Origin of the sequence: Rhizobium sp. LCM 4573 (assembly GCF_001854865.1) — a bacterium.
GTDB lineage: Bacteria > Pseudomonadota > Alphaproteobacteria > Rhizobiales > Rhizobiaceae > Neorhizobium.
Genome location: NZ_MDDW01000001.1, coordinates 240,458 through 254,406 on the forward strand (window position 1 = coordinate 240,458; position 13,949 = coordinate 254,406).

Here is a 13,949-nt window from a genome sequence, read left to right on the forward strand (position 1 = left end):
AGGCGATCAGGCGCTGGCTTCGCCAGGCTTGAGCTTTTCCATGTCGGACTTGTTCTTCTTTTCGAGAACCGCTTCCGTGATCGAGTTCGGAATGCGCCGTGGCGTTTCGAACAGGCCGAGCAGCGGCATGATCACCAGGAAGAAGCCGAAATAGTAGAGCGYGCCGAGCTGCGACAGGATGACGTAGATGCCTTCCGCGGGCATGGCGCCGAGCCAGCCGAGCATGATGGCATTGGCCACGAACAGCCAGAAGAACAGCTTGTACCACGGACGGTAGACCGCAGAGCGAACCTTCGAGGTATCGAGCCAGGGCAGGAAGAACAGGATGATGATCGAGCCGAACATCACGAGCACGCCGCCGAGCTTGGAGTCGATCGGGCCGATGTTGAAGGTGATCGCGCGCAGCATGGCGTAGAACGGCAAATAGTACCATTCGGGAACGATATGCGCCGGGGTCTTTAGCGGGTCGGCCGGGATGTAGTTGTCCGGGTGGCCGAGATAGTTCGGCATGTAGAAGACAAACCAGGCATAGGCGATCAGGAAGACCGATACGCCGAGCGCATCCTTGAGCGTCGCATAGGGCGTGAAGGCAACGGTATCCGTCTTGGTCTTCACTTCAACGCCGGTCGGGTTCGTTTGGCCGGTCACATGCAGCGCCCAGATGTGCAGGACGACGACGCCCGCGATCATGAACGGCAGCAGGTAGTGCAGCGAGAAGAAACGGTTCAGCGTCGGTTGGTCGACAGCAAAGCCGCCGAGCAGGAACTGCTGTATCCATTCACCGACGAGCGGGAAGGCCGAGAAGAAGCCGGTGATGACGGTCGCGCCCCAGAAGGACATCTGACCCCAGGGCAGCACATAGCCCATGAAGCCGGTCGCCATCATCAGGAGATAGATGACCACGCCGAGAATCCAGAGGATTTCGCGCGGCGCCTTGTACGAGCCGTAGTAGAGGCCGCGGGCGATGTGCAGATAGACCGCGATAAAGAAGAAGGACGCACCGTTCGCATGCATGTAGCGCAGGAGCCAGCCGTGGTTCACGTCGCGCATGATCTTCTCGACCGAGTCGAAGGCGACGCCGGTGGAAGCAGCATAATGCATGGCGAGCACGACGCCGGTCAGGATCTGAACGATGAGCATGACCGACAGCATGGCGCCGAAGGTGTAGGCATAGTTCAGGTTGCGGGGTACGGGATAGGCGACGAAGCTGTCATAGATCATCCGCGGCAGAGGAAGCCGTGAATCGACCCATTTCTCGATGCCGGTCGATGGCTGGTATGTGGAGTGACCGCTCATTATGTGCCCCTTACCCGATCCTGATCACTGTATCGCTTGCGAATGAGAACGTCGGAATAGCGAGGTTCTGCGGCGCCGGGCCTTTGCGAATGCGGCCCGCCGTATCGTAGTGCGAGCCATGGCAGGGACAGAACCACCCATTGAAATCGCCGGCCTGGCCGAGAGGCACGCAGCCGAGATGGGTGCACGAACCGATCATCACGATCCAGTTCTCCTTACCCTCGCCGGCCGAGCGATCGATATCCGTCGCCTGCGCATCCGCCGGAAGGTTGGCATTGCGGGCGACCGGATCCTTGAGGTCGGCGAGCGCAACGGCATTGGCCTCCTCGAGTTCCTGCGGGGTGCGGTTGCGGATAAAGACCGGCTTGCCGCGCCATTTCACGGTCAGCGACATGCCCGGCTCGAGCGCCGACACATCCACCTCGATCGAGGCAAGGGCGAGCGTCGAGGCGTCCGGCCGCATCTGGTCGATAAACGGCCAGGCCACAGCGGCGGCGCCGACTGCACCGGCCATGCCGGTGGTCAGATAAAGGAAATCACGGCGAGTGGGCTCGCCCGCTGTTCCGCTATGGGTCTCGTGTTCGCTCACGGCTCAACCATCCTTCTCACGCAAATTCTCGCGAAAAATCCCATTTCCCCCAATACCGGACAATCTCTAACGGGCACAATTGGTGCATAGATTCCCCGGCAATTTGGCGCGTTCTATGCTTGATCGCAAAATATGTCCAGTCTTGGCAAGTGCCGATCCGCCAGAATGTCGCCATAATGTCACGCCGATCCCCAACCCTTTTGCCGGCCACTGTTCCGCGGGCTTCGGCCACCGAAAGACGGTTACTTTTGCTAATCAATTCAGAGTTCTACAGGCTGAACTTCAATTTCCCCCGAAGTTGCCGTTAACCGCCTTTAGGGCTCTCGCATTGCAACATTCCAGCTCCCATGTTACCCGAACCGGCGCATCCAAGGCGGCCGCTCGGGCGAATCCAGATGAGAGAGACACTATCGGTTGCCATCTGCGTCATCGTGTCGCTCATCCTTTTCATGATCGGCACGCGCTACGTCACCGACATCTGGCTTTTCGCGGCGTTTCATAACCTGCAACTGCATCTCGCGCTTGCCTGTGCGGCCGCCCTCCTCTTCGCGCTGGTGCTGAAACGCGGCCTTGTTTCCGTCGGCCTTCTTTGCGTCTCGTTGCTGCTCGCCGGCCACGCTCTTGTCATGAGCCGCCAGTTCGCGGCCGCCCCGACGGAAGCAGACAGTGACGCGCCGAGCTTCAGGCTCCTGTCCTTCAACATCCTTCGGGAAAACTATGCCAACGGCGACGTGATCACCCAGCTCATCCTGAACTCCGGAGCCGAGGTCGTGAACATCATGGAAGCCCAGCCGCTTCGCGGCCACCTTGAGGAGCTTTCAAAGGTTTATCCGTATCGGCTCGGCTGCGGCGCTGAAACCGAAGGCTGCGACTTGATGATCCTCTCCAGGCAGCCTTTGCGCTCAACAGTGATCCGCAGCCTCAGCGATCTTTTCGCGGAGCGCTTCATGATGGCGGAGGTCACGCTTGCCGGCAGGACAATCCATGTCGGCGCCATCCACACCACCAAACCCTATTTCGACGAATTTCACACGATGGAGCTTGTGCGCGCCGCACTCGCCATCACCGACACCGAAGGTCCTCTTGTGCTCTCGGGCGACTTCAACGCCGCGAGCATCGCGCCGGACATGCGCATGTTCCTGCGCTGGACAGGATTGACGACGGCGGAACATGAGCCCGCGACGTGGCCGGTGCGGCTGGGCTCGCTCGGGCTACCGATCGATCACGTCTATGTCCGCCCACCGTTGAAGATCAAATCGCTCACGCGGCTGCCGGACCCTTTGGGGTCGAACCATTTCGGCCTGGTCGCCGAGATCGTCATCACCGGAAATTAGCTATTGTGCGGCGTCGGCCGCCAGGAACCCGCCGGACTGGCGAGCCCAAAGCTCCGCGTAAAGCCCGCCGCCAGCGATCAATTGCGTGTGCGTCCCCTCCTCGATGATCCGCCCCTTGTCCATGACGATCAGGCGGTCGAGCGCCGCGATGGTGGAAAGTCGGTGGGCGATCGCCAGAACGGTCTTGCCCTGCATCAGCCGCTCGAGATTGGACTGGATCGCGGCCTCCACTTCCGAATCCAGAGCCGAGGTCGCCTCGTCCAAAACGAGGATCGGCGCATCCTTGAGCATCACGCGGGCGATGGCGATCCGCTGGCGCTGACCGCCCGACAGTTTCACGCCCCGCTCACCCACATGGGCGTTGAAACCCTTGCGGCCCCGCTGGTCCTCGAGCGTGGCGATGAACCGGTCCGCCTCCGCCCGCCGCGCCGATGCCAGAAGCTGCTCGTCGGTCGCGTCCGGGCGTCCGAAGAGAACATTGTCGCGGATCGAGCGGTGCAGCAGCGATGTGTCCTGCGTCACCATGCCGATCTGCGCGCGCAGCGATTCTTGGCGCACCTTGGCTATGTCCTGCCCGTCGATCAGGATGCGGCCGTCTTCCAGATCGTAGAAACGCAAGAGCAGATTGACGAGCGTCGATTTGCCCGCGCCCGACCTTCCGACGATGCCGATCCTTTCACCCGCCTGGACGGTAAGCGAAAGTGCGTCGATCACGCCCTTTTCGCCGCCGTAACGGAAGCTCACGTTCTCGAAGCGGATTTCCGGCTTGCGGACCACGAGATCGGTTGCATCCGGCGCATCCACCAGCCCGATCGGCTGGGAGATCAGCTCGGCGGAATTCTGGATCGTGCCGATATTGCGCATGATGCCGTTCAGCTGCGTCATCAGCCTTCCGAGGAGGAAATTGAGCCTCAGCATCAGCGCCAGCGTGAAGGCGACCGCACCCGAGCTGATCTTTCCGCCGAGCCACAGATGCACGCTGAGCGCCGCCATCGTCACGATCATGACGCCCGAGAGGAAAGCCATCGATGCGCGGACGCCGGTGAGTAGACGGGTGAAGCCCAGAATGGTCGCCTGGAACCTCTCGAATCCCTGGCGCATATAGCCGTCGTTCGCCTCGTCGCGGCCGAACAGGCGCAGCGTCTGGATGTTCGAATAGGCATCCACCATGCGGCCGCTGATCATCGATCCGGCTTCGGCCGAAAGCTTGGAATGCTCGCGGATGCGGGGAACGTAGTACCGGGCAAGGACCGCGAAGATAGCAAGCCAGGCGAGCACCACCGCGGCCAGCCGCCAGTCGAGCTGCGCCACCAGCGCGACCGTGGAGACGGAATAGATCGCGACGAACCAGATGCTTTCCATGAATGCCGTCAGGACGTCRCCCGTCGCCTGTCCCGCCGACCAGACCTTGGTGACGATCCGGCCGGAAAAATCGTTCTGGAAGAAGCTCAGCGACTGGCGCGACACGTGGATATAGGACTGCCAGCGCACCAGGTTGTAGAAGCCGGGCGTGATGATCTGCTGGTCGACCAGCGCCGTGAAAAGCCCGATCAGGAAGCGCCCTACCCCGACGACAAGCGCCATGGTGACGAGTTCGGCGCCGTGATCGGCAAGAAGGCCGGACCAGCCCGCCGAAGGTTGCGCGGTCTCCAGGATATCGACCAGCCGGCCGACATACCAGAACATCGCCGCCTCGACGCCGGCAGCAAGCCCACCGAGCACCAGCATGGCAATGAAGGGAAACTTCGCCTGCCGCACATAGAACCAGACGAAGCCGAGCAGCCCTTCCGGCGGCTTCAGGTCGTCCCGCCTTGCGAAAGGTTTGATCCAGTTTTCGAAGGTGCGGAACAGAAAATTGGCCATGCCGCCCGATATAGGCGGATTCCCGCTGGCGGCAAAGGGAAAGCCATCGGCGCCAGACTTACATTTTGTGTGAGAGGTTTGGACCGGTATGCGCCATAAGAGATGCTCCCCGCGAACGGGGAGCATCCGGTTTTCATTCCGCCGCGACCTCTTCGGCTTCGTGGTCGGCAAGGAAGCCGCCAGACTGGCGGGTCCACAGGTCGGCATAGATGCCGCCGGAAGCCACCAGTTCCTGATGGGTGCCGGTTTCGATCATACGGCCCTTGTCGAGCATGATCAGCCGGTCCATCTCGGTTAGCGTCGAGAGGCGGTGGGCGATCGCGATCACCGTCTTGCCCTGCATGAGGGCGAAGAGGTTTTCCTGGATCGCCGCCTCGACTTCGCTGTCGAGCGCCGAGGTCGCCTCGTCCAGCACCAGAATCGGCGCGTCCTTCAAAAAGACGCGGGCGATCGCGATACGCTGGCGCTGGCCGCCGGAGAGCTTCACGCCGCGCTCGCCAACATGCGCGTCGAGACCCTTTCGGCCCTGCATGTCGGAAAGCCCTTCGATGAAGTCCCAGGCATTGGCGCGCTTGGCTGCCTGGATGATCTCCTCGTCGGTCGCGTCCGGCCGGCCGTAGGCGATGTTGTCGCGAATGGACCGGTGCAGGAGCGAGGTATCCTGCGTGACGACGCCGATCAGCGAACGGAGGCTATCCTGCGAGACCGCCGAGATATCCTGCCCATCGATGGTGATGCGGCCGCCTTCGAGGTCGTAGAACCTCAGGAGCAGGTTCATCAGGGTCGTCTTGCCGGCGCCGGAACGCCCGACCAGGCCAACCTTTTCGCCAGCCTGGATGTCCAGGTTGAGGCCTTCGATGATGCCTTTCGCCTTGCCGTAGTGGAAGCGGACGTTCTCGTAGCGGATATGCCCCTTCCTTGCAGCGAGCACGGTTGYGGCCGGCTTGTCCACCACATCATGCGGCTTGGTCATCATCTCCATGCCGTCATAAACCGTGCCGATGTTCTCGAAGAGAGCCGAGACTTCCCACATGATCCACTGCGACATGCCGTTGATGCGCATGGCAAGACCGATGGCGATCGCGATAGCGCCGATCGAGATCGCGCTTTCCAGCCAGAACCAGATGGACATGGCTGCGACGACGAAGAGCACCACACAGTTGATGAGATAGACCAGAACCTGGAAATTGGTCACCTTGCGCATCTGCCGGTGCACGGTTTCCAGGAAAATGTTCATCGCATCCTTGGCGTAGGCCTCTTCGCGGCCGGCATGGGAGAACAGCTTCACCGTGGCGATGTTGGTATAGCTGTCGACCACGCGGCCGGTCATCAACGAGCGCGCATCCGCCTGATCGGCCGATATCTTCTTCAGCCGAGGCACGTAATAGGTGACGATCGCCGTATAGAGGATCATCCACACCACCAGCGGAATGACCAGACGCCAATCCGCGGCGGCAACGACCGCGATCATCGAGATGAAGTAGACCGCGACATAGACGAAGACGTCGAGCACCTTCATCACCGTCTCGCGGATCGCAAGCGAGGTCTGCATCACCTTCGTCGATACCCGGCCGGCAAACTCGTTGGCAAAGAAGGTCATCGAGTGCCGGAGCAGGAAGCGGTGCATCTGCCAGCGGGCGATCATCGGGAAATTGCCCATCAGGATCTGGTGCATGATGAGCGCATTGAGCCCTGCGACGACCGGCAGGCCGATCAGCACGACAAATGCCATCACCAGCAGCCGCGGCCATTCCGTCTGAAGGAATGTCTCGCGATCGGCATGGGATAGCCAGTCAACGATATCGCCGAGGAACTGGAAAAGCGCCACTTCCCCCACGGCGATCAGCGTCGTGAGAATGGACATCAGCACCAGCCAGGGTGCCGCCGGCTTCGTATAATGCCAGCAGAAGGCCAGGAGGCCTTTGGGCGGCAAGGTCGGCGCATCGACGGGATAAGGGTTCAAACGCCGTTCAAACCAGGAGAACATTGACTGCTCCATCAATCGAATCGCCGTTGCTCGACCGCAAAACGCGGCCGTGGGACAAACGGCGAAAGTCAGAATATCGAGGCCGTACAATGGCCGCGTAACGAATTAGGGAAGAGGATGCTTGCGGGAAACCGCGAACGACCTACGCCAGAATCAGAATCGCAACGATCTGTGGGCGGAGGCGCGAGAGCACGGTCATATCCATGTGGGCCTCCTTGAGTTGGCGTTGAGAACGGTGCGCTTTTACCCGTTTGGCCGTCAAATGGGAAGAGCAAATCGGCAATTATAGGTGACAAAGTCTTGTCTGTTGCGCGAACGTCACAGCCAGGCCGTGTAGCGGAATTCTCTTGAGCATCGGCCATGATTTCCACTATGCGGCTTCCATGACCCAATTGCGCATCGCTCTCTATCAGCCCGATATTCCCGGCAATACAGGCACGATCCTGCGGCTTGCCGCCTGCCTCGGCCTTGGCGTCGAGGTGATCGAACCCGCCGGCTTCGACCTTTCCGATCGCAACCTGAAACGGGCCGGCATGGATTATCTCGCAAGCGTCACCCTGACGCGGCATGTGAACTGGCAGGCATTCGAGGACTGGCGGGCGGCAAGTGGCCGCCGCCTCGTGCTTGCCTCTACCAAGGCGGCCCTGCCCTATACCCGGCTCACCTACCGCTCCGACGACATTCTGCTTTTCGGCCGGGAAAGCGCCGGCGTCCCCGACCACGTGCATGAAAAGGCGGAGGCGCGGGTCCTCATCCCCATGGTCGAGGGCCAGCGTTCCATCAATGTCGCGATGTCCGCAGCGATGATCGCCGGAGAAGCACTCCGGCAAACGGGTTTCGGCTGAGGAGGCAGCAGGCATCACCCTCCCCCTTCCCTTGTTATGGCCATCGTCCCGGCAGTCAGCCGCGCCGCAAGCGAACCGAAGGCAATGGTCACCGCAGCCAGTCCAGCCAGTCCGAAGGACGCGGCATAGCCATTTGTCGCGATCACCGGCTGAGAAACCAGCGGCGAGAGGAACTGGCCGAGGAAGATGCCCGATACCAGCAAGCCGGAAATCCGGCCGCGAGATTGTGGCGGCGCAAGCATCATGGCGGCTGCGGCGAAGTTCGGCATGATCGTCCCCATACCGATCCCCGAGATCGCCATGCCGGCCAGCACGCCCGCGTAGTGTTCCGAAACGGAAAATATCAGGAAGGCTGAGCCCATCGAGCCGAAGGCAAGCGCGAAGACGCCCATGATGCCCAGTATGCGCCGGAAGCGGGCGAAGAACAGCGAGCTGACGACCCCGACAGCCTGACCGACGCCGATCGCCACGCCCATCAGGCTCGGCGCCGTAACCCCGATATCCTTCAGGAAGAAGGGAAGCTGCGTGGGGATCATGTAGAAGACGATCATGTTGAAGACGGCGCCCGCAAGCAGCACCGCCAGGAGGACGATGCCCCTTGCTCCGAGCTTGCCCGCCTGTCCCTTCGCAGTGGCGGTCGCCACCCGCACCGGCTCGCTTATGAACAGCAGCACAGCGGGCAGAACAAGGAAGGCGAGCGCATAGATGAGGAAAGGCGCGCGCCAATGCATCTCGGCCAGGAAACCGCCGCCCGTCAGGAAGATCGTCCCGCCGACGCCGACGAAAGCCTGTTGCAGGCCCATATAGCGGTCGCGCGCGGGACCCGTGAAGAAATCGCCGACCAGCGCCGTGCTGACGGTCATGATGCCGCCGACGGCAAGGCCGAGCACGGCCCGGCCGATCAGCAATCCGGTGAGCGTTTCGGCAAAGAGGCCGGAGCAGCCGGCGACCGCAAAGAGCGAAAGCGCCGCGACCAGCAGCGGCTTGCGCCCAAAACGATCTATCACCAGGCCGGCTACCGGCGAGAAGGCGGCGATGAAGATCGCCGGCAGCGTCAGCACGAGACGGCTCAACAGCGCCACGTTCGGCACGTCCGCAAATCGCGTCTCAATGCCGGGAAGCGCCGCGGAGATGGTCGCTCCGGACATGATCGTCAGCGTGCTTAACGAAAGCATCGTGGCATTGCGGTAGCTCTCCGGCACCAATCTTACGGGAGTGCCTTCCAGAGTCGTGGACCGGTTCAGCATCAGACGGCCTCCTCCACGACGAGCGCCTCGCGGCCGGCCCTCAGGGTCGAAGCCCACCATGTGAGCTGCCTCGCCAGCTTTTCGAGCTGCCGCGCTGCCCGCTGCGGTTCATGCAGGTTTCCGGCGTCATCGAATTTCTCATGGGCATGGGCGAAGCTGACGCTTTCGCGGATCGCGACCGTGCCGAGCTCGGCGAAGACCTGCCGCAATTGCTCGACCGCGCGCAGGCCTCCCGATACACCGCCATAGGATACGAAGCCGACAGGCTTGCCCCACCAGGGCTCGTAGAACATGTCGACAAGTTCCTTCAACGCTGCCGTGTAACCGTGATTGTACTCCGGCGTGACGACCAGGAACGCATCGGCACGGGTGAGATCGCGGGCAATCCTGGCCTGCATGTCCGCCCTCGCATCGCGCGTCTCGGCGGCTAGGTCGGCGGGATCGACGATCAGGATGTCCGCAGCCATCATCTCGGGCAGGTGCGTCAGTACCCAATCGGCGACCACGTCGCAGAAACGGCCAGGCCTCGCGCTGCCATAGATCAGTGCGACGGTCATTTTTGTCTTCATTGGAGATTGCTCCCGGGCTTTCGGTTCATGGGAGCGTCTGCTATAAAACCTCAACTAAAGTTTAGGTCAATAGGTCGAATGAAGAAAAAAACAGGTGAACGCGTTCCACTCGAACTTTCCGTCGGTGAGGTCGCCCGGCGAAGCGGCATAGCCGTCTCGACGCTGCATTTCTACGAAACCAAGGGACTGATCCGCAGTAATCGCAATCGCGGCAATCAGCGCCGCTATCCACGCTCGATCCTGCGTCGGGTCGCGATCATCAAGGTGGCTCAAAGGACCGGCATTCCGCTCGCCGAAATCGCCGAGGCGCTTTCGGTGCTTCCCCATGATCGGCCGGTGACGGCGCAGGACTGGCGCCTGCTGTCCGAAACCTGGAAGCGGCAGCTCGATGCACGCATCGAGAACCTCACCGCCCTTCGAAACCATCTCACCGACTGTATCGGTTGCGGCTGCCTCTCGATGCACGAGTGCCCGCTGCGCAACCCCGACGACGTTCTTTCGGAACAAGGCGCAGGTCCGCGACTTCTTCCTCTGGAGGATTTGGCGGAACATTCCGCCGGTTGAACATTTTTGCAAGGATGACTGCCAGCCGAAACCCGCCGAATTCTTTTCGGAAACGGCCGCCGAAAGCATTGTAAGGATTGGCCGGCCGGCGTTATCATCCTTAGCCGGCAAACCGGATTCCGGCATTTCCGGTTCGGCCGTCTGGGGAGCCGCCCATCTGGGGAACCGCATGGAATCCACCATCGTCATCGTGAACCTGCTTGGCGCCGTCGCTCTTCTGCTGTTCGGCCTCGCGCAGGTGAAGGATGGGGTCTCTCGCGCCTTTGGCCCGAAACTCCGCACCGGTCTCGCGACGGGAACCCGCAACGGCCCGCGTTCCTTTCTCTCCGGCTTCGTGGCCACGGTAGCGCTACAGAGCTCCACCGCCACCGCGTTGACGGTCGCCTCTTTCGTGGAACGCGACCTTATCCGCCCGCGGATGGCCCAGATCGTGCTGCTTGGCGCCAATGTGGGTACCGCCGTTACCGCCTGGATCGTTGCGACCGGCATCGAATGGCTCTCGCCCCTCCTCATCCTGGCCGGCCTGATCCTCCATCGCAGCGGATCGAGCGCGCGCCAGGGCGGCGGCACCGCACTTATCGGCGTCGGTCTCATGCTGCTCTCGCTRCATCTTCTGTCGGCGGCGACCGAACCGATGCGGGAATCCCCGGCGCTTGCCGCCTTCATCGGCCTTCTCGATGATGCCTGGCCCGTAGCGCTGCTTCTTTCCGCAGGCCTGGCCTTCGTATCGTCTTCCAGCCTTGCGATGGTGGTGCTGATCCTGTCGCTCGCCTCTACCGGCATCCTCTCGACCGGCCTCATCATCGTGCTGATCCTCGGTGCCAATCTGGGTGGAGCCGTGCCGCCCGTCATCGCCACCCTTTCCGGCCCGGCTGCTGCGCGCCGCATCACGCTCGGCAATCTGATCGTCCGCGCGGTGGGCTGCCTTATAGCCCTGCCGCTTGCCGGCTACGGCGCCGAACTCCTGGCAACGCTGCCGCTTTCGCCGCAGAAGCTTCCGGTCGATGCCCATCTGATCTTCAACGTCCTGCTTGCCGCGCTTGCCTGGCCCTTCTCCGGCCTACTCTCCGAGCTGATGACCCGGCTCGTCCCCTCCGAGGAGAGTGCCGAAACCGGACCGCGCTTCCTCGATCCCGATGCTCTCGAAACGCCGGTCGTCGCGCTTGCCAATGCGACGCGGGAGGTGCTCGCTGTCGGCGATCTCATCGAGCGCATGCTGATCCGCACCGAAAACGCCTTCAAGCACAATGATCTCGCGCCGTTGAAGGAAATCGAGACGCTCGAAAAGCGGGTCGATCTCATCCAGCAGGAAGTGAAGCTCTATCTTTCGAAGCTTGGGCGCGGGGGACTTGACGACGAGAATGCGAGGCGCTCGATCGCCATCATCGATTACGTCATCAACCTGGAGCATATCGGCGACATCGTCGAGAAAGGCCTATGCGGCGAGGTCAGGAAGAAGATCGATAACGGCCTCAAATTCTCCGAGGATGGCTATCGGGAGCTGGAAAGCCTGTTCAATCTCACGGTCGATAACCTGCGCGTCGCCCAGACCATCTTCGTCACCGGCGATTTCGATCTTGCCCGCCAGCTCATGGAGATCAAGGTCAATGTGCGCCACATGGAGAAGCAGTCTGCCGAACGGCATCTCGAGCGCCTGCGCGACGGAAAGCTGGAGAGCCTGCAGACCAGTTCGCTGCACCTCGACCTGCTGCGGGACTTGAAGCGCATCAACGCGCACATCGTCTCCGTCGCCCATCCGATCCTGGACGATAGCGGCGTACTCGTCGAAAGCCGCCTGAGACAGGCCGAACCGCGTTCGTAATATATGGAGAAACCCGGCCTAGTCGGCCGAAGGCAGCCGCCGCATGGTGAATTCGATCCGGTCGCCCTCGAGCTGGCGCCAGCTTTCCACCTCTGTCCAGTATGCGGCTTTCGGAAAGGCGTCGAACCATTCGCGCGCTTTCTCGCGGGCTTCCTCGCGTGAAAGCAGGAAGGTTTCGCGGACGAACATTCCCGACGGCTTGCCGGCTTTTTCCTGCCGATGCCGGTCGATCCTGCGCTTCAGGCCGTCAAGTGGCGGCGTTGTCTGTTTCGCCATGCACTTCACCTCTATGAGGGCAAGATAATGCGCCGGCGGATGCTTTGCGAGTCCCATTTTTCAGGCATAAGACGGCGCGTCAGTCTGGCGAATGGTTCGGGAAAGCCATTGCTGCTAATGACGCTTTCATAAAGACGAATCGCACCACGGGGTTGAGACAATGGAACGGCCGGTACTGCCGAAGGGGCTGCCCGCGGATATCGAAGAGAAGAAGGCCACCGCCAAGGCCTGGTTCGAGAGCTTGCGCGATACGATCTGCGCATCTTTCGAAACCCTGGAGGATGAGCTGGCCGGCCCYCTCTCCGACCAGCAGCCCGGCCGCTTCGTAGGCAAGGATTGGCTCCGAGATGACGGCGCGGGCGGCGGCGGCAGAATGTCGATGATGGAAGGCCGCGTCTTCGAGAAGGTCGGCGTCCACACCTCCACAGTCTACGGCGAGTTTTCCGCCGATTTCCGCAGCCAGATCCCCGGTGCCGAGGAAGACCCGCGTTTCTGGGCGTCGGGGATTTCGCTGATCGCCCATCCCGTCAATCCCAATGTACCGGCCGTTCATATGAACACCCGCATGGTGGTGACGACCAGCCAGTGGTTCGGCGGCGGCGCCGACCTGACCCCGGTCCTCGATCGCCGCCGTACCCAGACCGACCCCGACAGCCTGCTTTTCCATCGCGCCATGGAAATCACCTGCGGCCGCCATGCTACCGTCGCGGATTACGGCCGCTACAAGCAGTGGTGCGACGAATACTTCTTCCTGAAGCACCGCAACGAGCCGCGCGGCATCGGCGGCATCTTTTTCGACTGGCTGCATTCGGAAGAGGAAAAAGGCGGCTGGGGGGCGGATTTCGCCTTCGTGCAGGATGTCGGCCGCGCCTTCAGCCTCGTCTATCCCAAGATCGTCCGCTCCAACTTCAACCAGCCCTGGACGGAAAATGATCGCGACGAGCAGCTCGTCCGCCGCGGCCGTTACGTGGAGTTCAATCTCCTCTATGACCGCGGCACGATTTTCGGCCTGAAAACGGGTGGAAACGTCGAATCCATCCTGTCTTCGCTGCCTCCGGTGGTGCGCTGGCCTTGAGCGCTCCGCATAGCGGGCAATGCGACGCGCCAACACCTTTTCGTTAACGAATTTGATACCCAAAACCGCCTGTCGGTGTTAGCCTTTGCGCTGGTAGCACCGGAGGAGGATCGCCATGACAGCGAACAAGCCAGTGCCTAATCTCTCCGAGAGCCGGACCGGCATCCCTGCTCTCGCCAATCCCGAGACCATCGATCGTCTCGCGACGGAAATGCGGGCCCGCAGCGGCAGCGAACTGCCCTATTCCTTCTGCGTCGAACAGGTGAAACGCCAGCTTTCCGTCAGGATGGCCGGAGCGCCGGCAGCCAATGATTCAAGGCCGCCGGCAGCCGGGGACGACGACAGGACAGCCGCGGTCTTCCGCGCCTGGGCACTATCCGAATGAAGGCTCGGTCTGGAACGGGTTCGTAACTGACGAGTTATCCCGACACCGTGGCGCGCAAGGGGTGCGCCGCGGCCGGTATTCGCTTGATGACAGGAGG

The 13,949-nt window shown here is 61.7% G+C and carries 13 protein-coding genes; 6 read left to right on the top strand and 7 right to left on the bottom strand.

Features of this window, described 5'->3' with window-relative positions; genetic code table 11:
* Positions 1-6: 6 nt before the first annotated feature.
* Together LCM4573_RS01220 and petA are read right to left on the bottom strand one after the other, a co-directional pair.
* Entirely contained in the window at positions 7-1,299 is a 1,293-nt protein-coding gene (locus LCM4573_RS01220; protein WP_116285270.1) for a cytochrome b N-terminal domain-containing protein, read from the bottom strand.
* Between the two features lie 7 nt (positions 1,300-1,306).
* Positions 1,307-1,885, bottom strand: coding sequence for a ubiquinol-cytochrome c reductase iron-sulfur subunit (petA, locus tag LCM4573_RS01225; RefSeq protein ID WP_071004027.1), 579 nt, complete (start codon positions 1,883-1,885; stop codon positions 1,307-1,309).
* 395 nt (positions 1,886-2,280) lie between these two features.
* Between petA and LCM4573_RS01230 the strand changes: the two genes are divergently transcribed.
* The gene (locus tag LCM4573_RS01230; protein ID WP_071004028.1) at positions 2,281-3,219 is read left to right on the top strand and encodes an endonuclease/exonuclease/phosphatase family protein; all 939 of its coding nucleotides are present in this window, start codon (positions 2,281-2,283) and stop codon (positions 3,217-3,219) included.
* Here LCM4573_RS01230 and LCM4573_RS01235 read toward each other — a convergent pair whose 3' ends face one another.
* Positions 3,220-5,082, bottom strand: coding sequence for an ABC transporter ATP-binding protein (locus LCM4573_RS01235; RefSeq protein ID WP_071004029.1), 1,863 nt, complete (start codon positions 5,080-5,082; stop codon positions 3,220-3,222).
* A 133-nt stretch (positions 5,083-5,215) separates the two neighbouring features.
* On the bottom strand, positions 5,216-7,069 hold the full coding sequence (locus tag LCM4573_RS01240; protein WP_071004030.1) for an ABC transporter ATP-binding protein: 1,854 nt from the start codon (positions 7,067-7,069) through the stop codon (positions 5,216-5,218).
* 383 nt (positions 7,070-7,452) lie between these two features.
* On the opposite strand from LCM4573_RS01240, the gene LCM4573_RS01245 reads away from it, so the two are divergent.
* On the top strand, positions 7,453-7,914 hold the full coding sequence (locus tag LCM4573_RS01245) for a tRNA (cytidine(34)-2'-O)-methyltransferase (protein ID WP_071005098.1): 462 nt from the start codon (positions 7,453-7,455) through the stop codon (positions 7,912-7,914).
* 14 nt (positions 7,915-7,928) lie between these two features.
* On the opposite strand, the gene LCM4573_RS01250 is transcribed toward LCM4573_RS01245, so the two are convergent.
* Positions 7,929-9,161 (bottom strand): MFS transporter, encoded by a 1,233-nt coding sequence (locus tag LCM4573_RS01250; RefSeq protein ID WP_071004031.1) that lies wholly within the window; start codon positions 9,159-9,161, stop codon positions 7,929-7,931.
* Positions 9,161-9,730, bottom strand: a complete 570-nt coding sequence (locus LCM4573_RS01255) for an NADPH-dependent FMN reductase (protein WP_071004032.1) — start codon at positions 9,728-9,730, stop codon at positions 9,161-9,163. Before LCM4573_RS01255 ends, LCM4573_RS01250 begins: the two co-directional genes overlap by 1 nt.
* Before the next feature lie 78 nt (positions 9,731-9,808).
* Between LCM4573_RS01255 and soxR the strand changes: the two genes are divergently transcribed.
* A complete protein-coding gene (soxR, locus tag LCM4573_RS01260; RefSeq protein ID WP_071004033.1) occupies positions 9,809-10,294 on the top strand; it encodes a redox-sensitive transcriptional activator SoxR in 486 nt (161 codons plus the stop codon).
* Between the two features lie 169 nt (positions 10,295-10,463).
* Positions 10,464-12,116, top strand: a complete 1,653-nt coding sequence (locus tag LCM4573_RS01265) for a Na/Pi cotransporter family protein (protein ID WP_071004034.1) — start codon at positions 10,464-10,466, stop codon at positions 12,114-12,116.
* Between the two features lie 18 nt (positions 12,117-12,134).
* Here LCM4573_RS01265 and LCM4573_RS01270 read toward each other — a convergent pair whose 3' ends face one another.
* A complete protein-coding gene (locus LCM4573_RS01270) occupies positions 12,135-12,392 on the bottom strand; it encodes a hypothetical protein (protein WP_071005099.1) in 258 nt (85 codons plus the stop codon).
* Between the two features lie 160 nt (positions 12,393-12,552).
* Between LCM4573_RS01270 and hemF the strand changes: the two genes are divergently transcribed.
* Together hemF and LCM4573_RS01280 are read left to right on the top strand one after the other, a co-directional pair.
* Positions 12,553-13,467 (top strand): oxygen-dependent coproporphyrinogen oxidase, encoded by a 915-nt coding sequence (hemF, locus tag LCM4573_RS01275; protein ID WP_071004035.1) that lies wholly within the window; start codon positions 12,553-12,555, stop codon positions 13,465-13,467.
* 115 nt (positions 13,468-13,582) lie between these two features.
* Entirely contained in the window at positions 13,583-13,852 is a 270-nt protein-coding gene (locus tag LCM4573_RS01280) for a hypothetical protein (protein ID WP_071004036.1), read from the top strand.
* Positions 13,853-13,949 lie beyond the last annotated feature (97 nt).